This is a genomic window from Sulfurimicrobium lacus (assembly GCF_011764585.1).
In the GTDB taxonomy this organism is placed as follows: Bacteria; Pseudomonadota; Gammaproteobacteria; order Burkholderiales; family Sulfuricellaceae; genus Sulfurimicrobium; species Sulfurimicrobium lacus.
Genome location: NZ_AP022853.1, coordinates 1,213,224 through 1,233,331, shown reverse-complemented (window position 1 = coordinate 1,233,331; position 20,108 = coordinate 1,213,224). Strand labels below are relative to the sequence as shown.

Here is a 20,108-nt window from a genome sequence, read left to right as displayed (position 1 = left end):
ATCAAGGTATAGATCCGTGAAAACCCAACCGCTCCTTCCCAACCCAACAGGCAGTTCCCTGCCCGATGCCTGGCGCGCCGAAGCAGCAGCGCAGCTGGCCGACGGAGAAGAAATCCTGGCTTGGCTGGAGATGGATCTCGACGGGCGTCTGCATTTCACGCAGGGTCTGGTAGCCATCACCCAACGCCGCCTGCTGGCCAAGGACAGCGCAGAATCGACATGGCAGGACTGGCCCTACCGCAAGGGACTCGCCCTGCTGCGCCACGACCATGCCGGCGTGGGCAGCCTGGAGTTGCATGACGAAACCTCGCGCCTCGCCTGCTGGCGCTACACCCTGACGCACAACACCGCGGCCATGCGCCTGCTCGACCAGTTCGAAGAGCAACTGGAAAGCCACGTTTCCGGCCGCCCCATCTCCCGCGAAAACGAGGCGCTCTGCCCCAACTGCAAGGCACCGCTCGAACCGGGACAGGAAGAATGCCCCATTTGCACGCGGGAAATCCATACCCCGCCCTCGACCTGGACGCTGTTCCGCCTGTGGCGTTTCGCCAAGCCCTACAGCGGACAACTGCTGGCCGGTTTCCTGCTCATGCTGGCCTCCACCGCCGCCACCCTGGTGCCGCCCTACCTCACCATGCCGCTCATGGACAAGGTGCTGATTCCCTACCAGAACGGCACGCCCATCGACGTCGGCATCGTCGGGCTGCTGCTCGCGGGACTGCTCGGTTCCGCCCTGCTGGCATGGAGCCTGGGCTGGGCGCGCACCTACATCCTGGCGCTGGTGAGCGAGCGCATCGGCGCCGACCTGCGCACCACCACCTACGAGCACCTGCTGCGGCTTTCGCTGGAATATTTCGGCGGCAAACGCACCGGCGACCTGATGGCGCGCATCGGCTCCGAATCGGACCGCATCTGCGTCTTCCTTTCGCTGCACCTGCTGGACTTCGCCACCGACGTGCTGATGATCATCCTCACCGCGGCGATCCTGTTCTCCATCAACCCCTGGCTGGCGCTGGTCACGCTGCTGCCGCTGCCGTTCATCGCCTGGATGATCCACGTGGTGCGCGACAAGCTGCGCACCGGTTTCGAGAAAATCGACCGGGTCTGGTCCGAAGTCACCAACGTGCTGGCCGACACCATCCCCGGCATCCGCGTGGTCAAGGCCTTCGCCCAGGAGAAACGCGAAGCGACGCGCTTCCGCGAAGCCAACCAGCACAACCTCGCCGTCAACGACCGGCTCAACAAGATCTGGTCGCTGTTCACACCGACCGTCTCGCTGCTGACCGAAATCGGCCTGCTGGTGGTATGGGCCTTCGGCATCTGGCAGGTGTCGCGCAACGAAATCACGGTGGGCGTGCTGACCGCCTTCCTGGCCTACATCAGCCGCTTCTATGCGCGGCTCGACTCCATGAGCCGCATCGTTTCGGTGACGCAGAAAGCCGCCGCCGGCGCGAAACGCATCTTCGACATCCTCGACCACGTCTCCAGCGTGCCGGAGCCGGCCAATCCGGTGCGTCTCGAACAGGTCAAAGGCCGGATCGACATCCAGAACGCCGGCTTCCGCTATGGCAACCGCTCGGTCATCCGCGGCGTCGACCTGGCCATCGCCCCCGGCGAGATGATCGGCCTGGTGGGCCACAGCGGCTCGGGCAAGAGCACGCTGGTCAACCTGATCTGCCGCTTCTACGACGTCTCCGAGGGCGCGATCCGCATCGATGGCGTGGATATCCGCTCGCTGCCGGTGTCCGATTACCGCAGCAACATCGGCCTGGTGCTGCAGGAGCCTTTCCTGTTTTTCGGCACCATCGCCGACAACATCGCCTATGGCAAACCCACTGCCAGCCGGGCGGAAATCGTCGCCGCCGCGCGCGCGGCACACGCCCACGAATTCATCCTGCGCCTGCCGCAAGGCTACGACTCGCTGGTCGGCGAACGCGGCCAGGCGCTTTCGGGCGGCGAGCGCCAGCGCATTTCCATCGCCCGCGCCCTGCTTATCGACCCGCGCATCCTGATCCTCGACGAGGCCACCTCCTCGGTCGATTCGACCACCGAGAAGGAAATCCAGAAAGCCCTGGATAACTTGGTGCAGGGGCGCACCACCATCGCCATCGCGCACCGCCTTTCCACCCTGCGGAAAGCCGACCGGCTGGTGGTGCTCGATCGCGGCCAGGTGGTCGAAGTCGGCAACCACGACGAGCTGATGGCCCGCGAAGGCGCTTACTACCGCCTCTATCAGGCTCAGGCGCGCAACGTGGACACCGACATGGACGATGTGATCGAAACGAACAACGGCAATGACAAGGATGACGCGGATGCATGACTTCCAGCTGACACGCAACGCCTTCGGCAAGCTGGTTTTCACCGGCAGCGGCGGCGAGGTTCACGAGGGCGTCATCCCGGTCCACGCCTTTCCCATCAGCGCGCCGCACGAGGGTATCTCCCTGGTCACCAGCGACGGCCACGAACTGGCCTGGATCGAGCGTCTGAGCGACCTGCCGGACGCTTCGCGCGTCCTGCTGCAAGAGGAGCTGGCGAGCCGGGAATTCATCCCGGAAGTGCAGCGCATCCGCCACGTCTCCAGCTTTGCCACACCCAGTTCGTGGCAGGTCGAAACCGACCGCGGCGAAGCCACTTTCATCCTCAAGGGGGAAGACGACATCCGCCGGCTTTCTCACTCCACCCTGCTGATCGCCGACAGCAACGGCATCCACTTCTTGATCCGCGACATACAAGCGCTGGATAATGCCAGCCGCAAGCTGCTGGATCGTTTTTTATAGAGCAAACCATGATCTGGAAACCCCATGTAACCGTCGCCGCCGTTATCGAGCAGGACGGAAAATTCCTCCTGGTGGAAGAAGAAACCGACGACGGCCCGCTGTTCAACCAGCCGGCCGGCCACTGGGAACCGGGCGAAACCCTGACCGACGGCGTCATCCGCGAAGCGCAGGAAGAAACGGCCTACACCTTCACGCCGCAGTCGCTGCTCGGCATATACAGCTGGCACCACCCGCGCAAGGACATCACCTACCTTCGCTTCGCCTTCACGGGCTCGGTCGGCGCTCACGATACGCAGCAAAGCCTGGACACCGGCATCATTCGCGCCGTGTGGCTTACCCTTGATGAAATGCGTGCCACCCGGTCACGCCACCGCAGCCCGCTGGTGCTGCAATGCGTGGAAGACTATCTCGCCGGACGACGCTTTCCGCTCGACCTGATTTCCCATTATTGATGCGGCTGGGAAGTTTCATCTTTCTGCTGCTGTGCTGCGTGCCCGCTTCCTACGGCGACGAGCTGTCCATCTGCTACAACTATGGCTGCTCGGCCCATGGCACGGCGAACCTGCGCGGCGCACAGTTGTCGCGCATCCGCATGCTCTTTACCTGGGTGCAAAACGCCGCGGCAGAACGCGATGCCATCGCACAGGCGATCGGCTTATTTATTAGCTTTGCCGGACAGCAAACACCCACTTCCAACGACCATGGCGGCAACGTCTCGGACGACGGGGTGGACGGGCGCATGGATTGCATCGACCATGCCCACAACGCGACGCTTTATCTGAGTTTGATGGAAGAGCACGGCTGGCTGCGGTTTCACAAGGTGCTCGAACCGGTGAAACGCGCGCCGCTGCTGGTCAACGACCACTGGGCCGCACACATTGTCGAACAGGAAACCGGGCAGGAATTCGTGGTAGATTCGTGGTTCTTCGACCCTGGCCACCCAGCGGCGATTTTTACCCTGGACGAATGGAAAAGCGGAGCAGAACCTTGATCCTGCAAACCTCGGTTGACCGCTCCATTGAGTGCAGAATGCAATGAATTTAATAAATTTCTTCTTGATTCATGGAATTGCCAATTTGGCGAGTCCGCTACGTGGTGGATTGCACGGTTTTTGGGGCGCATGGCGGCGTTGCAACTCCGTGGAATGGAACAACCATTCCGCGTCGTTGCGCCTTGCCCTGCACCCCAAAAATCGCACACTCCACCACGTCCAACCGAGGTTTACAGGATGAGTAAGATAGTCGTCGGCATGTCGGGCGGAGTGGACTCGGCCGTTGCCGCCTTGCTCCTCAAGCAGCAGGGCCATGAAGTGGTCGGCCTGTTCATGAAGAACTGGGAAGACGACGACGGCGAGGACGGCTACTGCCCGGCCAAGCAGGATTTCATGGACGTGCTGGCGGTCGCCGACAAGATCGGCATCGAGGTGGAGGCCGTCAATTTCGCCAAGGAATACAAGGAACGGGTATTCGCGCTGTTCCTGCAGGAATACCAGGCAGGCCGCACGCCCAACCCGGACGTGCTGTGCAATTCGGAAATCAAGTTCAAGGCCTTCCTCGACCACGCCCTGAACCTGGGCGCGGACAAGATCGCCACCGGTCATTACGCGCGGGTGCGGGAACGCTTCGGCAAGTTCGAACTACTGAAAGCGGAAGACGGCACCAAGGACCAGAGCTATTTCCTCTACCGCCTCAACCAGGCCCAGTTCTCGAAAACCCTGTTCCCCTTGGGCGACCTGTACAAGCGGGACGTGCGGAAGATCGCCGAGCAGGCCGGCCTGCCGGTCTTCGCCAAAAAGGACTCCACCGGCATCTGCTTCATCGGCGAACGCCCGTTCCGCGAATTCCTGCAGCGCTACCTCCCCAGGCAGCCCGGGCCGATGCAAACCCCGGAAGGCAAAATTGTCGGCGAACACCAGGGCCTGGCCTACTACACCATCGGTCAGCGCCAGGGCTTGGGCATCGGCGGCCAGGGCGAGCCGTGGTTCGTGGCCGGGAAGGACATGGCCAGCAACACCCTGCTCGTGGTGCAGGGCCACGCCCATCCCCTGTTGCTGAAAAACACCCTGACCGCCGCCGATCTCTCGTGGGTAAGCGGCGCGGCACCGCATCCGCAGTGGGTGTACGGCGCCAAAACCCGCTACCGCCAGGCCGACGCCGCCTGCGCCCTCAGCCGGGTGGACGCCGACAGTTGCGAAGTCGAATTCCCCGCCCCGCAATGGGCGATCACGCCGGGACAGTCGGTGGTGATCTATGAAAGCGAAGTGTGCCTCGGGGGGGGCATCATCCAGGCATAGCGCCGTGGGCGGAATTACAGGTCTCTACCTGCAATTCCGGTCACCCGGCGCGCAGCGTTGCTGCGGCGACGGCTTGTGTTCCGATGGGCGTTTCCCTGGAGGAAAACGGCGCGGGGGAACGATGACGAAGGGCGCCCGGGCAGCGGCTTCCGCCGCTTCGGCCTCGCGCTCGGCAGCGCGAGCCTGTTCTTCCGCGGCGCGCGCCTGGCGTTCCAGGGCCTGAATTCGGCGCTCTTCCTGTTCCTGCTGCTGCGCCTTCGCCTCGGCTTCTCTCTTGGCTTTGGTATCCGCTTCCAGACGCGCTCGCGTTTTTTCGGTCTGCGCCTTGACCCGCGCGGCCTCCTCCGGAGAGATCTCGGCCGCCGGCTCGATCCGCCCGCCTTCCTTCAGATGGGAGCTGGCGCAGGATTGCGACTGGTAGGTGACCCGGCCATTGGCGTCGAAACATTTGTGAACGGTTTCGGCTCCAGCACATGGCATGAGCCAAATTGCAGCCAGGGTGGCGAGGAGAAAGCGCATATTCCCTCCGGCAACCGCAAGACCGGGCCTGGGCGGCATCACGCCACCGGCACGGTGTCCTTGAAGGACTGGCGCTGGGCCAGTTTCTCTGCCAGCTTGCCGAGGTTCGGGTGCGACTCGCGCCACTGGATGTGGGGAAAGCGGAAATCCAGGTAACCCAGGGTGCAGCCCACAGCGATATCCGCCAGGGTGAAGAAATCACCGGTGCACCAGGTTTTTTCGCCCAACTCCTCCGACATGGCTTCCAGGCCACGGAAAACCTGGCCTTCCTGGCGCACGATCCATTCCGCGTCCTGCTTGATTTCCGGACGCTTCTTTTCCAGGAAAATGGTGGCGGCGGACTCGGTCACGCCGTCCGCCAGCGCCTCCCAGCGCCGCACCGCGATGCGCGGCCGGTTTTCCTTGGGCAGCAGGGGCGACACCGGGGTGAGTTGGTCCAGGTATTCCACGATCACGCGCGAATCGAACAGAGTACTGCCGTCGTCCATCACCAGCACCGGCACTTTGCCCAGCGGGTTGTACTCCGGCACGCGCGTAGTCGGCTCCCATGGGATGTCCACCACAGGTTCGTAATCGATGCGTTTTTCCGCCATCACCACGCGCACTTTGCGTGCGAAGGGGCTGGTCAGGGATATGAGGAGTTTCATAATTTTTCTCTTTGTTAGCTATCGGCGGTCAGCTTTCAGCCATCGGCAAAACCGGGTTCTACTGAAAGCTGACTGCTGACCGCTTAAAATCAAACCTGTGCCACGGGAATTACCTTGCCTTTGTGGGCATAGCTTTCCATCTGGTTGAAGTTGAGGTAGCGGTAGATATTGTCCGCCAAGGGCGCAATCTTGTCCTGCACCATGGCCAGATATTCTTCCACGCCGGGAATCCTTCCCAGCCGCGCGCACACTGCGGCCAGTTCCGCCGAGCCGAGGTAGCAGCGCGCATCCTTGCCCATGCGGTTGTCGAAGTTGCGCGTACTGGTGGAAAACACCGTGGCACGGTCGGCTACCCGCGCCTGGTTGCCCATGCACAGGGAACAGCCGGGCATTTCCATGCGCGCGCCGGCGCGGCCGAAGATGCCGTACACACCCTCTTCGCGCAACTGGGCTTCGTCCATGCGGGTGGGCGGCGCCACCCATAGCTTGGTCGGGATCATGCCGGCGTCTTCCAGTATTTTGGAAGCGGCGCGGTAGTGGCCGATATTGGTCATGCAACTGCCGATGAACACCTCGTCGATCTTGTCGCCGGCCACGGCGGACAGCGGCTTGATGTCGTCCGGGTCGTTGGGGCAGGCCACCAGCGGCTCCTTGATCTGGGCGAGGTCGATCTCCAGCACGTAGGCGTATTCCGCATCGCTATCGGGCTGCAGCAGTTCGGGCTTGGCCAGCCAGTCCTTCATGGCGTCGATGCGGCGCTGCAGGGTGCGCGCGTCCTGGTAGCCGTTTTCGATCATGTTTTCCAGCAGCACCACGTTGGAATTGAGGTACTCGGTCACCGGTGCCGTGTCGAGGCGCACCGTACAGGCGGCGGCGGAGCGCTCGGCGGAGGCGTCCGCCAGTTCGAACGCCTGTTCGACCTTGAGCTGGGGCAGGCCCTCGATTTCCAGGATGCGGCCGGAGAATACGTTCTTCTTGCCCTGCTTGCCGACCGTCAGGTCGCCCTTCTGGATGGCGGCGTAGGGGATGGCGTTGACCAGGTCGCGCAGCGTGATGCCCGGCTGCATTTCGCCCTTGAAGCGCACCAGCACCGATTCCGGCATGTCGAGCGGCATCGCGCCCATGGCGGCGGCAAAAGCCACCAGCCCGGAGCCGGCGGGGAAGGAAATACCGATGGGGAAACGGGTGTGCGAATCGCCGCCGGTGCCCACGGTGTCGGGCAGCAGCATGCGGTTGAGCCAGGAGTGAATCACGCCGTCGCCCGGGCGCAAAGACACGCCGCCGCGCGAGGAGATGAACTCCGGCAGGGTATGGTGCAGCTTGATGTCCACTGGCTTCGGATAGGCCGCGGTATGGCAGAAGCTCTGCATCACCAGGTCGGCGGAGAAGCCCAGGCAGGCCAGTTCCTTCAGCTCGTCGCGGGTCATACCGCCGGTGGTGTCCTGCGAACCGACCGAGGCCATTGCGGGCTCGCAATAGGTGCCGGGGCGCACGCCGGGCACGCCGCAGGCGCGGCCTACCATTTTCTGCGCCAGGGTGTAGCCCTTGCCGCTGTCCTTCACCGGCAGCGGCTGGATGAACAGGTCGGAATGCGGCATGCCCAGCGCCTCGCGCGCCTTTGCGGTCAGCCCGCGTCCGATGATCAGGGGAATGCGGCCGCCGGCGCGCACTTCGTCCGCCAGCGTGACCGGCTCCAGCTTGAAGGTGGCGATAACTTTACCTGCCGCGTCGTGCACTTCGCCCTTGAAGGGGTAAATCGTGATGACGTCGCCCATTTTCATGGCGGACACGTCGCACTGGATCGGCAGCGCGCCGGAATCCTCGGCCGTGTTGAAGAAGATCGGCGCGATCTTGGTGCCGAGCACAATGCCGCCGGTGCGCTTGCCGGGGATGTGCGGGATATCGGCGCCCATGAACCACTGCACCGAGTTGATGGCGGACTTGCGCGAGGAACCGGTACCGACCACGTCGCCCACGTAGGCCAGCGGCAGGCCTTTCTGTTTCAGCTTATCGATCGTCGCCAGGCCGTCCGGCATCTTGTTGACCAGCATTTCCGTGGCGTGCAGCGGAATGTCGGGACGCGACCACGCGGCTTGCGCGGGGGAAAGGTCGTCGGTATTGGTTTCGCCGTCCACCTTGAACACCACGCACTGAATGCTTTCCGCCAGCGCCGGCTTGCTGGTGAACCACTCGGCAACTGCCCAGGACTGCATCAGCTGCCTGGCGTGAGCATTGCCGGCCTTCACTTTCTCAGCCACGTCATGGAACGCGTCGAAAATGAGCGTCGTGTGAGACAGCGCCTGCACCGCGTCCGGTGCCAGCGTAGCGTCGTCCAGCAGCGAAATCAGAGTGCCGACGTTATAGCCGCCGAGCATGGTGCCCAGCAGTTGCACCGCGTGCTGCCTGCACACCAGCGGCGACTCCACCTTGCCATGCGCCAGGTCGGCGAGGAACGCCGCCTTGACGTAAGCAGCCTGATCCACCCCGGCCGGGATGCGGTTCTCGAACAGGTCGAGCAGGAAATCCTCTTCGCCGGCTGGCGGCGCTTTCATCAATTCCACCAGGGCGGCGGTCTGTTCGGGTGAAAGCGGCAGCGGGGGCAGCCCTTGCGCCGCGCGTTCGGCGGCGTGATCACGATAGGTTTGTAGCATGGTCGGTTACTCTAAAAATGAATTAAAAACAAATTAACCACGGAGGGCATGGAGCGCACGGAGAACAGCCGTGCTCCTTGCTCTCCGTGGTTATGAATATCAATGCTTGCCGGTGCTGCCGAAGCCGCCGGCGCCGCGCTCGCTGCCGGCGAATTCGTCGACGATATTGAACTGCGCCTGCAGCACCGGCACCACCACCAGCTGGGCGATGCGCTCCAGCGGATTGATGGTGAAGGCCGTCTGGCCGCGGTTCCAGCAGGAGACGAACAATTGCCCCTGGTAGTCGGAATCGATCAGGCCGACCAGGTTGCCCAGCACGATGCCGTGCTTGTGGCCCAGGCCGGAGCGCGGCAGGATCAGCGCGGCGTAACCGGGATCGGCCAGATGGATGGCGATGCCGGTAGGAATCAGCTCGGTCTGCCCTGGATTCAGCACCAGCGCTTCCGCCAGACAGGCACGCAGGTCCAGGCCGGCCGCACCGGGCGTGGCATAGGCAGGGAGTTGCTCGTGCATACGCGGGTCGAGGATTTTTACGTCGATTTTCATGCTGCTTTATCCATTCTGTTTTTTCATGGTCAATGTTTTTTGGTACAAGTTCGCAATGTGGGCAATCAACTGGCGTGCCAGGGTGATTTTCGGCGCGCGCGGCAGCGGGTGGGCGCCAACATCGTCGAACAGCACCAGCTCGTTTTCATCGCCACCGACGGCGGTCTGCACCAGGTTCGCGGCCAGCAGCGGCAGGTTCTTGCGGCGCCGTTTCATCTCGGCGTATTCGTAGAGATTCTCGCTCTCCGCCGCGAAACCGACGCAGAACGGCGGGTCGGGCAGGTTCACCACGTTCGACACGATGTCCGGGTTGGGCGCCAGTTCCAGCGTCAGGATGTGCGCGTCCTTCTTGATCTTCTGCTCGGAGGGGTTGAGCACGTAATAGTCGGCCACCGCCGCCACGCCGATGAAAATGTCCGCCCAGTTCACCGCCTCGTTCACCGCCTTGAGCATTTGCTGGGCGCTGACGACATTGACCACCTCCGCACCCAGGGGCGGCTTGAGGCAACTCGGCCCGCTGATTAGCTTCACTGCCGCCCCGGCTTCGAGCGCCGCGCGCGCCACGGCATAGCCCATCTTGCCCGAACTCGAATTGGTGATGCCGCGTACCGCGTCGATGGCTTCGAAAGTCGGCCCGGCGGTGACCAGGACGTGCTTGCCTTGCAGCAGCTTGGGCTGGAAAAAAGCTTCGATGCCGGCCAGCAGGTCCCGCGCCTCCAGCATCCGTCCCATTCCCGTTTCGCCGCACGCCTGCACGCCGCTGTCGGGGCCCAGGATATTGATGCCGTCAGCCCTGATCTGGGCCACGTTGCGCTGGGTGGCGGGGTTTTCCCACATCTGCTTGTTCATGGCGGGCGCCACCAGCAGCGGGCACATGCGCGCCAGGCACAGGGTGGAAAGAAGGTCGTCGGCCGTGCCATGCGCCAGCTTGGAGATGAAGTCTGCGCTGGCCGGCGCCACCACCACGGCATCGACGTCGCGGGTGAAGTCGATGTGCGCCATGCCGTTGTCGATGCGGTTGTCCCACAGGTCGGTGAACACCGGGCGCCCGGAAAGCGCCTGCATGGTCACCGGGGTGATGAACTGGCACGCGGCCTGCGTCATCACCACCTGCACTTCGGCGTTCTGCTGCACCAGCAGGCGCACCAGTTCCGCCGCCTTATAAGCGGCCACCCCACCAGTTACGCCCAGCAGCAGGCGCTTTTTCGCCAAATCGGTCATAATGCGCTTCATTTTACGTTAAAAAGACGGGTTCCCGATAGCTGATGGCGATTACCGACTGGCCCGAAGACGAACGCCCCAGGGAGCGCCTGCTGAAACAGGGCGCCGCCAGCCTGTCGGATGCTGAGCTGCTGGCCATTTTCCTGCGCGTCGGCGTGGCGGGCAAAAGCGCGGTGGACCTGGCGCGCGAAATGGCCAATCATTTCGGCGACCTGGCCCGACTGTTCGATGCCAGCCAGCAGGAATTCTGCAGCATTCCCGGACTCGGCCCGGCCAAATATGCGCAACTGCAGGCGGTGCTGGAAATGGCGCGGCGCGCGATGCAGGAAAAAATGCGCGCCAGCGACGCCCTGAACTCGCCGGCGGCGGTCAAGGACTACCTGCGCCTGACCCTGGGCCGCAAGGGCTACGAAGTGTTCGCTGTGCTGTTCCTCGATGCGCAGAATCGACCGATCGTGATCGAGGAACTGTTCAGGGGAACGCTTACCCAGACATCGGTTTACCCGCGCGAAGTGGTCAAGCGCTCGCTGCACCATAATGCCGCGAGCGTGATCCTGGCCCACAACCATCCTTCGGGAACGTCCGAGCCGAGCAATGCCGACCAGATTCTCACCCAGGCCTTGAAAAACGCCCTGGCGCTCATAGATACACGTGTTCTTGATCATTTTATAGTCGGCGGCGACACCGTGTTGTCGTTCGCAGAACGGGGTTTAATTTGAAAGTATTGATTGTCACCGCCCACCCGCAGCAGGACAGCTTCACCCAGGCCCTGGCACAGCGCTTTGCCGACGGCGTGACCAGCAGCGGCCACGAAGTGGAAATCGCCGACCTTTATAGCGAAGGCTTCGACCCGGTGGTTTCCATCCAGGAACTGGAGAGCTGGAAAACAGGGCAAGTCTCGCCGGAAATCCGCGCCTGGCAGGAGCGCATCAAGCGCAGCGACGGCCTGGTGCTGGCCTACCCGGTATGGTGGAGCACACCGCCCGCCATCCTCAGCGGCTGGCTGCAGCGGGTGTTGACCCAGGGCTTTGCGTTCCAGCACATCGACGGCCGTACCGTGGGCCAGCTCAAGCTGCGCGCACAAATGCTGGTCAACGTCGGCAGCCGCCAGCGCGAAGACGTGGATCTCGCCACCCTTTACCTGGAACCGATGCTCGGCGTACTGAGCTATTGCGGCATGGAAATCCTGCCCACTCAGGCCAACTGGGGCGTTTACGCCGGAGCCGATCCAGCCTCGTTGCGCAGCCATCTCGAACGCGCTTTCGAGAACGGCATGCGATTTTTTGCTTGAGTCCAACCACGAAAACATGGTATAAATCGCGTTTTTCGAATTCCGGAGTACCCAAAATGGCACGCGTATGTAAAGTCACCGGCAAGCGCCCGATGACCGGGAATAATGTTTCCCACGCCAACAACAGAACCAAGCGTCGTTTCCTTCCCAACCTGCAATACCGCCGGTTCTGGGTTGAAAGCGAAAACCGCTGGGTGCGCCTGCGCGTGAGCTGCGCTGCGCTGCGCACTATTGACAAGAATGGCATCGATGCCGTGCTGGCCGATCTTCGCGCCAGTGGCGAATCGGTTTAAGGAGTAGATCATGGCTAAAGGCGGACGCGAAAAAATCAAGCTGGAATCCACTGCGGGTACCGGTCATTTCTACACCACGACCAAGAACAAGCGCACCATGCCGGAAAAAATGGCGATCATGAAATATGATCCCAAGGTGCGCAAGCATGTGGAATACAAGGAAATCAAACTCAAGTAATGACCGCTGCGCCGGTATCATGCTGGCCGCGCGATCGTGAAGAATCCCCGGCGCCGCGAGGCGTGCGGGGTTTTTTATTGGGCTTAAAAATGAAAAAACTACTGCTGCTGTTGTGCTACCTGCCGCTTGCGGCCCACGCTTTTGATTTCGGCAAGCCCAATTGGGGAAAATCCGAATTTGAAGACGATGAGAAACCCTGGGCAGAACTCGAGGCGCAACTGCCGCCGGCCCCCAAGCCTGAAAACCTCCTGCCCTTCTTTGTCAGCGCCACCACCGACAACCGTTTTTACATCGACGCTCCATCCATTACGCCGGGCAAGGACGGCGTGGTGCGCTACACCCTGATCATCAAGTCTTCCGCCGGCGCGGTGAATATTTCCTACGAGGGTATACGCTGCGACCCGTCGGAAGTGAAGCGCTACGCTTTCGGGCGAGCAGATGGCAGCTGGGCCAAGGCACGCAGCGCCAAATGGGAGACGATCAGCTACAAAGATGTGAACCGGCAGCACCATATGCTTCATGACGACTTCTTCTGCCCGAACAACATTCCCGTGGTGAGCCGTGAAGCGGCCGTCAAATTACTCCAGGCCGGCGCGCACCTCAGCGCCGGGGGCGCGGCCTGGTAGGTCGACGCCCCCCGCCGGCTGCGGAAGCTGGTGCCCGCTTCAGTTCCCGAACAAGCCCTTGAGGGACTTGATCAGGCCTCCTCCGCCCGGCACCACCGAATCCGCAGCTGCATCGCCGGCGGCATCCTTGGCGACGTTCCCCATCCCCAGCATCACGTTGTCGAAAGCTGACACCCGCACCCTGGCGCTCCAGATCAGGGGTTTTTTCTCGCCGGGTTTCTGCGGCGGATAGGCGAAACCTCTGGTCGGCCCGATGGCTTCGCCCATGACCATGGCGCCTTGCGCCTTCTCGAAAATACCAATCGGAATGGTGCAAGTGTTCTGGCTGCCGGGAAGCATGGGGTTCTTGTTCTTGGCTGCCATCCAGATCGTCACTTCCTTGTCGCCCGTCGCCCCTGCGGCATTGAGGTTGTACCCCTTTGCACGAGTGAGTTTGTCCCACTCGAGCGGGATGGCCGCCTTGAGGTCGGAACTGGTCGCCTTGAGATTCATCGGCTCGAGGAAATCCATTTCCTTGTCCAGCGTATAGGAGATGTCGCGCTGCATGAAGTTGGCCTTCACCGCATGATCGCCGACTGCGGAAGCATCCTCGGGAATACCTTTGAATCCATCATCGCCGTGCGGCCACCACAGGGTGCGCGGCGGAAGGGATTCCACGCTGCCGCCTCCCTTCTTCGTGCGGCTCTGCCGCGCCATGGCCGCCACTTCCGGCGGTACCCGGCCGGACATGTTGCGGAAATCGATGACTTCCGGCTGCCCTTTGCCAACGGTGGGACTGCAGCCCCAGTAAATGAGCACTTTTCCCTCGGGCTGTTCCGTCCCGCTGTCGCCTTCGCCCCCCTTGCCGCGCCGCTCGCCCTTCAGGGGCAGCGCAGGCCCGATGCGCATGCCATCGGGCACGATATGCTCGGCGCTGTAATCGCCGGGAATATCGGAAGGATTGGTGAGGCGCAAGTCCATCTGCTTGTTGACGCTGCTCTTGCCGCCGAACATCGCGCCCATCATACCCATGGCACCCCCGGCTCCCATGCCGGAATAGGTGCGCAAATTCATTTCGTAATTCACCGGCGCGGCATGCGCGCAGGAAAGACCGCCGGCGAAGAGGGTGGCCAGGGACAATTTGAGGCAATGCTGATTCATGTTGGATCTCCCATTGAACGCATGCAATATAGGAAAAGTGAAGAACGCCGCCTATTTCTTGCAGTCGCCGATGCGGCGCCCGCTCATCTTCTGCACCATATTCATTTTCATCCCGCCGCCCGTGCTGTTGACCCGCGATTCGCCGCTGAAGGTCGTGCCGCTGTAGGTGATCCTGCCGCTGCTGTCCACCGTGCCATCCGGGTTGCGGCACTGCATGTTCCAGGTCACGGTATTGCCGTCCACCTTGGTGTTGATCATCTTGCAGTTCGGGTTTTTCACCTGCTCGCGCGGCACGGCCTCCTGTTTGGTCATGCATTGCTTCATGGTATGGGTCATGTTGGGCGGCATGCTGCCAGGCGGCAGCCCCTGTATTTCGGTCTTGCTGGTAATTTCCCACATGCCGTCCTGCATGTTGGGTTCGGCGTAGGCCTGCGAAACGGCGAACAAGGCAGGCAGGAGGAGCAGTTTCTTCACGGTGGGTCTCCAAATCAGTTGGAATACTATCGGGTACAATAATCCCGTTACAAACCAGCCGCAAGCCCTCATGAATCTCCTCATCCAGCGCGTCATCGAGCAAGCAGGCAGCATCATTCTCGGCAAGGAGCACCAGATCCGCCTCGCCCTGGCCTGCCTGCTGGCGCGCGGTCACCTGTTGATCGAAGACCTGCCCGGCGTAGGGAAAACCACGCTGGCCCACGTGCTGGCGAAAACGCTCGGCCTCGACTTCCACCGCATCCAGTTCACCAGCGATCTCCTGCCGGCGGATATCCTCGGGGTCTCGGTGTACGACCGCGACAGCGCCACCTTCCTGTTTCATCCCGGCCCGGTGTTCGCCCAGCTGATTCTCGCCGACGAGATCAACCGCGCCACGCCCAAGGCGCAAAGCGCGCTGCTGGAAGCGATGGAAGAGCACCAGGTGACGGTGGAAGGCGAAACACGCCCCCTGCCTGAACCATTCTTCGTCATCGCCACGCAAAACCCGACCTACCAGATCGGCACCTTTCCGCTCCCCGAATCGCAGCTCGACCGCTTCCTCATGCGCATCGAGCTGGGCTACCCGGACACCCGGGCGGAGCGCGCCCTGCTGCGCGGCAAGGAGCGGCGCGAATTGCTGGCAGACCTGCAAGCCTGTCTCCGTCCGGAGGAACTCGATGCCCTGCAAACGACTGCCGGCGAAGTGTTCGCCTCCGACGCCCTGCTCGATTACATCCAGGCACTGCTGGCCTACACCCGCCACTCCCCGCGCTACCTCACCGGCCTGTCGCCGCGCGCCGCGCTGGCCGTGTTGCACGCATCCCGCGCCTGGGCGCTGATCGCGGGGCGCGATGCCGTGCTGCCGGAAGACGTGCAGGCGATACTGCCGGCGGTCGCGGGACACCGCCTGCACGGCAGCGGCGAGTTCAGCGGCGAAAGCAGCGCCGCGCTGGTCGAGCACCTGCTCTCCGCCGTGCCTATCCCGTGACATGACGGGCCTGACGCACCGATTGGCTGCCTGGTCGGCGCGGTTCAACCCGCTGCGCCAGAGTGCTTTCGAATTTCTGCAATCCCCATTCCTGAAACAGCTCCTGCACCCTGCGCCGGAAGCCGCACCGGTCACCCTGACCCAGCGCCGCCTCTACATCCTGCCCACCCGCCACGGGCTGATCTTCGCGCTGATGCTCCTGGTGATGCTGCTGGGCTCCATCAACTACGCCAACAGCATGGGCTTCGTGCTGACTTTCCTGCTCGGCAGCCTGGCCGTGGTATCCATCCTGCATACCTACCGCAACCTGGCGCAGCTCACGATCAGCGCCGGCAAGAGCGCGCCGGTGTTCGTCGGGCAGGAGGCGCGCTTCCACCTAAGCGCGAGCAATACCGGCAACATTCCGCGCTACGCCATCGGTTTGCGTGCGGGGAAGGACGTGGCCGGTTTCACGGACGTCGCGCCCAATCATGCCGCCGCCCTGGCATTCGGCCTCCCTGCGCAGCGGCGCGGCCTGCTGCGCGCCCCTAGTTTCAACCTGTTCAGCACTTTCCCGCTCGGCCTGTTCCGCACCTGGACCCATCTCGACCTGGACATAAACTGCCTGGTCTATCCCCGTCCCGCAGCGGAAGCGCTTCCCCTGCCCGCGTTCCAGGCACAAACCGGGCAGGGCTCCAGGCACGGCGCAGGGCAGGAGGATTTCAGCGGCCTGCGCACCTACCGTAATGGCGATTCGCTGCGCCATGTGGCATGGAAAGCAGTAGCGCGCGAACAGGGCATGCTCACCAAGCAGTTCGACGGCGCGACGCAGCAGGAACTCTGGCTGGACTGGGATTTGCTGCCCGGAATGGACGTCGAAACCAGGTTATCGCGCCTTACGCGCTGGGTCCTGGACGCCGACACCGCGGCGCAACGCTACGGCTTGCGCCTGCCGGGCCGCGTCCTGTCCCCCGCGTCAGGCGCGGAGCACCGCCGCCAGTGCCTGGAAACTTTGGCGCTATTCGGCCTATGACCAAGCTCGCCTGGCTGCTGGCGTCCATCGCCCTGGCCATCGCGCCGCACCTGGCGCGCATGCCGCTGTGGGTGGGGCCGCTGTGCCTGGCACTGGGGCTGTGGCGGCTGGCCATCGAGCGTGATAACCGGCCGCTGCCGCAGAAATGGCTGCTGCTCCTGCTCGCCGGCGCCGCCACCGCCGGCATCGCCAGCCATTACCACACCCTGTTCGGCCGCGATGCGGGCGTGGCGCTGCTGGTCGTCATGAGCTTCCTCAAACTGATGGAACTCAAGGCGCTGCGCGACACCATGGTGGTGCTTTTCCTCGGCTATTTCCTGGTCATCACCGGCTTCCTCTATTCCCAGACCATCCCCACCGCGCTGTACCTGCTGCTCGTGGTGCTCATCAACACCGCCACCATGATCGGCTACAACGACGTCAACGACGGCCTGAGTGTCCGCCCGCGCCTGCGCCTGGCCGGCATCCTGCTGGCCCAGGCCGTGCCGCTGATGCTGCTGCTGTTCGTGCTCTTCCCCCGCGTCGGCCCGCTGTGGGGCCTGCCCAAGGACGCCTTCAGCGCCGTGACCGGGCTCTCGGACAGCATGTCGCCGGGCACCATCAGCCAGCTGATCCGCTCCGACGCCATCGCCTTCCGCGTCAAATTCGACGGGCCGCCGCCGCACAGGAACTTGCGCTACTGGCGCGGGCCGGTGCTGTGGGATTACGACAACGGCACCTGGTCCACCCGCCAGCCACGTGACCGTGCGCCTGCGCAACTGCTGCCGCTGGACAAGGCGTTGAGCTACACCGTCACGCTCGAGCCGCATAACCGGCGCTGGCTGTTCGCGCTCGATCTGCCGGAAACCCTCCCGCCCGGCAGCAGAGCCGGCAGGGATTTGACGATTCTGGCCCAGGCGCCGGTGCAGCAACGCCTGCGTTACAGCCTCAGCTCCGCCACCCGCTATCGCTTCGACGTCGACCCCGACGCCGGGGAAATGGAACGCGCGCTACGCCTGCCGGCGAGGGGCAACCCGCAAGCGCGGGAACTGGCCGGGCGCTGGCGCAGCACGCTGAAAAACCCGCGGGCCGTCGTCGCGCAGGCGCTGGGGATGTTCCGCAACGAAGCTTTTGTTTACACGCTCAATCCGCCCCTGACCGGGCCGCAGGCGGTGGACGATTTCCTGTTCGCGACCCGGCGCGGCTTCTGCGAGCACTATGCCGGCGCCTTAGTCTTCCTCATGCGCGCCGCCGGTGTCCCGGCGCGGGTGGTGACAGGTTACCAGGGCGGGGAGTTGAACCCGCTGGGCGACTACATGATCGTGCGCCAGTCCGACGCCCATGCCTGGGCCGAGGTCTGGCTGGAAAAGGAAGGCTGGGTGCGCATCGACCCCACCGCGGCGGTCTCGCCCAACCGCATCGAATCCGGCATCGCCGCCGCCCTGCCCGGCGCCGAACTGCCGCCCGCGCTGCTCCAGCTCGACGCAGCCTGGCTGCGGCGCGCGCGCCTGTCGTGGGACCTGCTCAACAACAACTGGAACCAATGGGTGCTGGGTTACGACCAGCAGCGTCAGACGCGTTTCCTGTCGCGCTTCAACCGCGCGCTGGCGTCGTGGCAGGGCATGGCGCTCGCCATGGTAACGGGCATTGCCGCGCTGTTGCTGGGGATCGCGTCATGGATGTTGTGGCATACGCCGCGGCGCGGCAAGGACCCGGTGCACGCAGCCTATGAGAAATTCTGCGCCCGGCTGGCGCGCCGCGGCATCGCACGCGCTACCAACGAAGGGCCGGCGGATTTCGCGGCGCGCGCCACGCGCATGCGGCCCGATCTGGCGCAGCAGATCGGTTTCATCACGCAGCGTTACATCGAGCTGCGCTATGGCCGCCGCCATTCCACGCGCCTGCCGGAATTGCGCCGAGCGGTACGGCGTTTCAGGCCGTAGTTTTGCTTTCCTGTCTCACCGGCAGCCACACCCGCATCGCCGTACCCTTCCCCACCTCGCTCTTCACCTCGATGCGGCCGCCATGCTTCTGCACGATGCCGTATGACAGCGACAGACCCAGACCGGTGCCCTTGCCCACCGGCTTGGTGGTAAAAAACGGGTCGAAGATGCGGTGGATATGCTCCGGCGTGATGCCTTTGCCGGTATCGGCCACTTCCATCCACACTTCGGCGCCGCTGCTGCCGCTGCGGATGGTGATGACGCCGCGCTCCTCGATTGCCTGGGCGGCATTGACCAGCAGATTCATGAACACCTGGTTGATCTGCGACGGCATGCATTCCACTTCCGGCAAGCCGGCATAGTCCTTGACCACTTCCGCCTTGTACTTGATTTCATTGGTCACGACGTTGAGCGTGCTGTCCATGCCCTTCTCCAGGTCGGCCCGCTGCCAGGTCGATTCGTCCACGTGGGAGAAATCCTTGAGGTCCAGGATGATCTGCTTGACCCGCGTCAGACCCTCGCGCGACTCCCTGACCAGGTTGGGAATGTCTTCCTTGAGGTAGGACAAATCGACGTTTTTCCTGACTTGTTCGACTTCGGGGCAGTGCTTCCCGCCTACCCTGGTTTCGGCCTGCTCGTAAGCGGCAATCATCGTGAACAGGTCAGCCATGTATTTTTCCAGCGTTCCGAGATTGGAATTGACGAAGCCCACCGGGTTGTTGATCTCGTGCGCCACGCCGGCGGCGAGCTGGCCGATGGAAGCCATCTTCTCCGACTGCAGCAGTTGGGTATGGGCGGTTTCCAGCTTTTCGTTAAGTTCCTGCTGTTCGAGGCTGTAGGAGAGAAGCTGTTCGTTGAGCCGCTGGAAGTCTTCCGTGCGCTGCCTGACGCGCTCCTCGAGGGCGACCCGCTCCGCTTCCAGTTCCTGGTTTTTCTGCATCACCTCCAGCGTCTTGTCGCCGAGTTTGCCGTACATCTCGTTGAGCGCTTCCATCAGCACGTTGGCCGACTGCGTCATGTGCTCGTTCGCCTTGCGTACCGCCTCGTCGGGGTTCGCCCCCGCTTCCAGCGCCATGATTTCCTGCGCCATGCGCGTGTCCTGGCCGAGGATGTGGTGCACCAGCCAGCGCGTCAGGTATTCCAGCAGCGGCGCCACCAGCTGCTGGGTGACATCGGTGGCACGCAACAGGATCTGCGCCGCCACGCCGACCTGGGCGGTGAAATGCTGGTGTGCCTTGACATGGCCTTCCCGATGCGTGGCGCTGACGTGGCGCTCCAGCATCAGTTTTTCTTCGGTATCGAAGTGGTAGACGGTGTAATTGGCCAGTTCGGTCAAAATCCCGCCCAGTTCCTCGGTGCCGGCCTGACGCATGGAAATCGCGCCGAGGCGGTTGATCAGGTCGACCAGCTTGTGGTGCTGGCTATCCACCACCTCGATGCCTGTCCTGAATTTGTCATTCCAGGCAAAAGCCTCGAATTTTTCCGCGCTTGCAGTCATGTCCATTTTTCGCTCCTTTGCCGGGTCACTAT

Annotated in this window: 21 protein-coding genes; 13 read left to right on the top strand and 8 right to left on the bottom strand. The window is 63.1% G+C overall.

From position 1 onward, the window contains the following. The first annotated feature begins 16 nt into the window (after positions 1-16). The 5 genes from SKTS_RS06210 to mnmA all read left to right on the top strand — a co-directional run bounded on the left by SKTS_RS06210 (position 17) and on the right by mnmA (position 5,070). Positions 17-2,320, top strand: a complete 2,304-nt coding sequence (locus SKTS_RS06210) for a cyanophycin metabolism-associated ABC transporter (RefSeq protein ID WP_173061859.1) — start codon at positions 17-19, stop codon at positions 2,318-2,320. Beyond that, positions 2,304-2,777 carry a cyanophycin metabolism-associated DUF1854 family protein gene (locus tag SKTS_RS06205; RefSeq protein WP_173061856.1) on the top strand — a complete coding sequence of 158 codons (474 nt, stop codon included), beginning with the start codon at positions 2,304-2,306 and terminating at the stop codon, positions 2,775-2,777. Before SKTS_RS06210 ends, SKTS_RS06205 begins: the two co-directional genes overlap by 17 nt. 8 nt (positions 2,778-2,785) lie before the next feature. Further along, entirely contained in the window at positions 2,786-3,229 is a 444-nt protein-coding gene (locus tag SKTS_RS06200; protein WP_173061853.1) for an NUDIX hydrolase, read from the top strand. Further along, a complete protein-coding gene (locus tag SKTS_RS06195; protein ID WP_173061850.1) occupies positions 3,229-3,768 on the top strand; it encodes a hypothetical protein in 540 nt (179 codons plus the stop codon). Before SKTS_RS06200 ends, SKTS_RS06195 begins: the two co-directional genes overlap by 1 nt. 237 nt (positions 3,769-4,005) lie before the next feature. Further along, complete coding sequence (gene mnmA / locus SKTS_RS06190; RefSeq protein ID WP_173061848.1) at positions 4,006-5,070, top strand: tRNA 2-thiouridine(34) synthase MnmA; 1,065 nt, start codon at positions 4,006-4,008, stop codon at positions 5,068-5,070. Positions 5,071-5,094: 24 nt separating this feature from the next. Here the strand turns inward: mnmA and SKTS_RS06185 are convergent, their stop codons facing one another. From SKTS_RS06185 to coaBC, 5 genes are all read right to left on the bottom strand, one after another. Then, positions 5,095-5,589 carry a DUF4124 domain-containing protein gene (locus tag SKTS_RS06185; protein ID WP_173061845.1) on the bottom strand — a complete coding sequence of 165 codons (495 nt, stop codon included), beginning with the start codon at positions 5,587-5,589 and terminating at the stop codon, positions 5,095-5,097. 38 nt (positions 5,590-5,627) lie between these two features. Further along, on the bottom strand, positions 5,628-6,236 hold the full coding sequence (locus tag SKTS_RS06180; protein ID WP_173061842.1) for a glutathione S-transferase: 609 nt from the start codon (positions 6,234-6,236) through the stop codon (positions 5,628-5,630). An 89-nt stretch (positions 6,237-6,325) separates the two neighbouring features. Continuing rightward, positions 6,326-8,887, bottom strand: a complete 2,562-nt coding sequence (acnB, locus tag SKTS_RS06175; protein WP_173061839.1) for a bifunctional aconitate hydratase 2/2-methylisocitrate dehydratase — start codon at positions 8,885-8,887, stop codon at positions 6,326-6,328. A 99-nt stretch (positions 8,888-8,986) separates the two neighbouring features. Then, positions 8,987-9,433: a dUTP diphosphatase gene (gene dut / locus SKTS_RS06170; protein WP_173061836.1), complete on the bottom strand. Its 447-nt coding sequence runs from the start codon at positions 9,431-9,433 to the stop codon at positions 8,987-8,989. Positions 9,434-9,439: 6 nt separating this feature from the next. Then, positions 9,440-10,654, bottom strand: a complete 1,215-nt coding sequence (coaBC, locus tag SKTS_RS06165; RefSeq protein WP_173061833.1) for a bifunctional phosphopantothenoylcysteine decarboxylase/phosphopantothenate--cysteine ligase CoaBC — start codon at positions 10,652-10,654, stop codon at positions 9,440-9,442. 44 nt (positions 10,655-10,698) lie between these two features. Here coaBC and radC point away from each other — a divergent pair, with 44 nt between their 5' ends. The 5 genes from radC to SKTS_RS06140 all read left to right on the top strand — a co-directional run bounded on the left by radC (position 10,699) and on the right by SKTS_RS06140 (position 13,042). After that, positions 10,699-11,373, top strand: a complete 675-nt coding sequence (gene radC, locus SKTS_RS06160) for a RadC family protein (protein ID WP_173061830.1) — start codon at positions 10,699-10,701, stop codon at positions 11,371-11,373. Beyond that, positions 11,370-11,945 carry an NAD(P)H-dependent oxidoreductase gene (locus SKTS_RS06155; protein ID WP_173061827.1) on the top strand — a complete coding sequence of 192 codons (576 nt, stop codon included), beginning with the start codon at positions 11,370-11,372 and terminating at the stop codon, positions 11,943-11,945. Before radC ends, SKTS_RS06155 begins: the two co-directional genes overlap by 4 nt. A 56-nt stretch (positions 11,946-12,001) precedes the next feature. Next, a complete protein-coding gene (gene rpmB / locus SKTS_RS06150) occupies positions 12,002-12,238 on the top strand; it encodes a 50S ribosomal protein L28 (RefSeq protein WP_173061824.1) in 237 nt (78 codons plus the stop codon). Positions 12,239-12,248: 10 nt separating this feature from the next. Beyond that, a complete protein-coding gene (gene rpmG, locus SKTS_RS06145; RefSeq protein WP_173061821.1) occupies positions 12,249-12,416 on the top strand; it encodes a 50S ribosomal protein L33 in 168 nt (55 codons plus the stop codon). Between the two features lie 89 nt (positions 12,417-12,505). Further along, positions 12,506-13,042, top strand: coding sequence for a CNP1-like family protein (locus tag SKTS_RS06140; RefSeq protein ID WP_173061818.1), 537 nt, complete (start codon positions 12,506-12,508; stop codon positions 13,040-13,042). 39 nt (positions 13,043-13,081) lie between these two features. Here SKTS_RS06140 and SKTS_RS06135 read toward each other — a convergent pair whose 3' ends face one another. Both SKTS_RS06135 and SKTS_RS06130 read right to left on the bottom strand, forming a co-directional pair. Beyond that, entirely contained in the window at positions 13,082-14,182 is a 1,101-nt protein-coding gene (locus tag SKTS_RS06135; protein WP_173061815.1) for a hypothetical protein, read from the bottom strand. A 51-nt stretch (positions 14,183-14,233) separates the two neighbouring features. Further along, on the bottom strand, positions 14,234-14,656 hold the full coding sequence (locus SKTS_RS06130; protein WP_173061812.1) for a DUF3617 domain-containing protein: 423 nt from the start codon (positions 14,654-14,656) through the stop codon (positions 14,234-14,236). Between the two features lie 70 nt (positions 14,657-14,726). On the opposite strand from SKTS_RS06130, the gene SKTS_RS06125 reads away from it, so the two are divergent. The 3 genes from SKTS_RS06125 to SKTS_RS06115 are packed head-to-tail and all read left to right on the top strand — an operon-like array spanning position 14,727 to position 18,578. Then, positions 14,727-15,644 (top strand): AAA family ATPase, encoded by a 918-nt coding sequence (locus SKTS_RS06125; RefSeq protein ID WP_173061809.1) that lies wholly within the window; start codon positions 14,727-14,729, stop codon positions 15,642-15,644. A 1-nt stretch (position 15,645) separates the two neighbouring features. Further along, on the top strand, positions 15,646-16,656 hold the full coding sequence (locus tag SKTS_RS06120) for a DUF58 domain-containing protein (protein WP_173061806.1): 1,011 nt from the start codon (positions 15,646-15,648) through the stop codon (positions 16,654-16,656). Beyond that, positions 16,653-18,578 (top strand): transglutaminase TgpA family protein, encoded by a 1,926-nt coding sequence (locus SKTS_RS06115; RefSeq protein WP_173061803.1) that lies wholly within the window; start codon positions 16,653-16,655, stop codon positions 18,576-18,578. Before SKTS_RS06120 ends, SKTS_RS06115 begins: the two co-directional genes overlap by 4 nt. Here SKTS_RS06115 and SKTS_RS06110 read toward each other — a convergent pair. Continuing rightward, a complete protein-coding gene (locus tag SKTS_RS06110) occupies positions 18,568-20,082 on the bottom strand; it encodes a bacteriohemerythrin (RefSeq protein ID WP_244617457.1) in 1,515 nt (504 codons plus the stop codon). The two genes, SKTS_RS06115 and SKTS_RS06110, sit on opposite strands and share 11 nt — an antisense overlap. Positions 20,083-20,108: the final 26 nt, after the last annotated feature.

Bases quoted from the DNA above. Each gene is read 5' to 3' on its own strand.
- SKTS_RS06140 (WP_173061818.1), top strand. From the start codon at position 12,506: ATGAAAAAACTACTGCTGCTGTTGTGCTACCTGCCGCTTGCGGCCCAC.
- SKTS_RS06115 (WP_173061803.1), top strand. From the start codon at position 16,653: ATGACCAAGCTCGCCTGGCTGCTGGCGTCCATCGCCCTGGCCATCGCG.
- SKTS_RS06180 (WP_173061842.1), bottom strand. From the start codon at position 6,236: ATGAAACTCCTCATATCCCTGACCAGCCCCTTCGCACGCAAAGTGCGC.
- SKTS_RS06205 (WP_173061856.1), top strand. From the start codon at position 2,304: ATGACGCGGATGCATGACTTCCAGCTGACACGCAACGCCTTCGGCAAG.
- rpmG (WP_173061821.1), top strand. From the start codon at position 12,249: ATGGCTAAAGGCGGACGCGAAAAAATCAAGCTGGAATCCACTGCGGGT.
- acnB (WP_173061839.1), bottom strand. From the start codon at position 8,887: ATGCTACAAACCTATCGTGATCACGCCGCCGAACGCGCGGCGCAAGGG.
- radC (WP_173061830.1), top strand. From the start codon at position 10,699: ATGGCGATTACCGACTGGCCCGAAGACGAACGCCCCAGGGAGCGCCTG.
- rpmB (WP_173061824.1), top strand. From the start codon at position 12,002: ATGGCACGCGTATGTAAAGTCACCGGCAAGCGCCCGATGACCGGGAAT.
- SKTS_RS06195 (WP_173061850.1), top strand. From the start codon at position 3,229: ATGCGGCTGGGAAGTTTCATCTTTCTGCTGCTGTGCTGCGTGCCCGCT.
- SKTS_RS06110 (WP_244617457.1), bottom strand. From the start codon at position 20,082: ATGGACATGACTGCAAGCGCGGAAAAATTCGAGGCTTTTGCCTGGAAT.
- mnmA (WP_173061848.1), top strand. From the start codon at position 4,006: ATGAGTAAGATAGTCGTCGGCATGTCGGGCGGAGTGGACTCGGCCGTT.
- SKTS_RS06125 (WP_173061809.1), top strand. From the start codon at position 14,727: ATGAATCTCCTCATCCAGCGCGTCATCGAGCAAGCAGGCAGCATCATT.
- SKTS_RS06185 (WP_173061845.1), bottom strand. From the start codon at position 5,589: ATGCGCTTTCTCCTCGCCACCCTGGCTGCAATTTGGCTCATGCCATGT.
- SKTS_RS06120 (WP_173061806.1), top strand. From the start codon at position 15,646: ATGACGGGCCTGACGCACCGATTGGCTGCCTGGTCGGCGCGGTTCAAC.
- SKTS_RS06135 (WP_173061815.1), bottom strand. From the start codon at position 14,182: ATGAATCAGCATTGCCTCAAATTGTCCCTGGCCACCCTCTTCGCCGGC.
- SKTS_RS06200 (WP_173061853.1), top strand. From the start codon at position 2,786: ATGATCTGGAAACCCCATGTAACCGTCGCCGCCGTTATCGAGCAGGAC.
- dut (WP_173061836.1), bottom strand. From the start codon at position 9,433: ATGAAAATCGACGTAAAAATCCTCGACCCGCGTATGCACGAGCAACTC.
- coaBC (WP_173061833.1), bottom strand. From the start codon at position 10,654: ATGACCGATTTGGCGAAAAAGCGCCTGCTGCTGGGCGTAACTGGTGGG.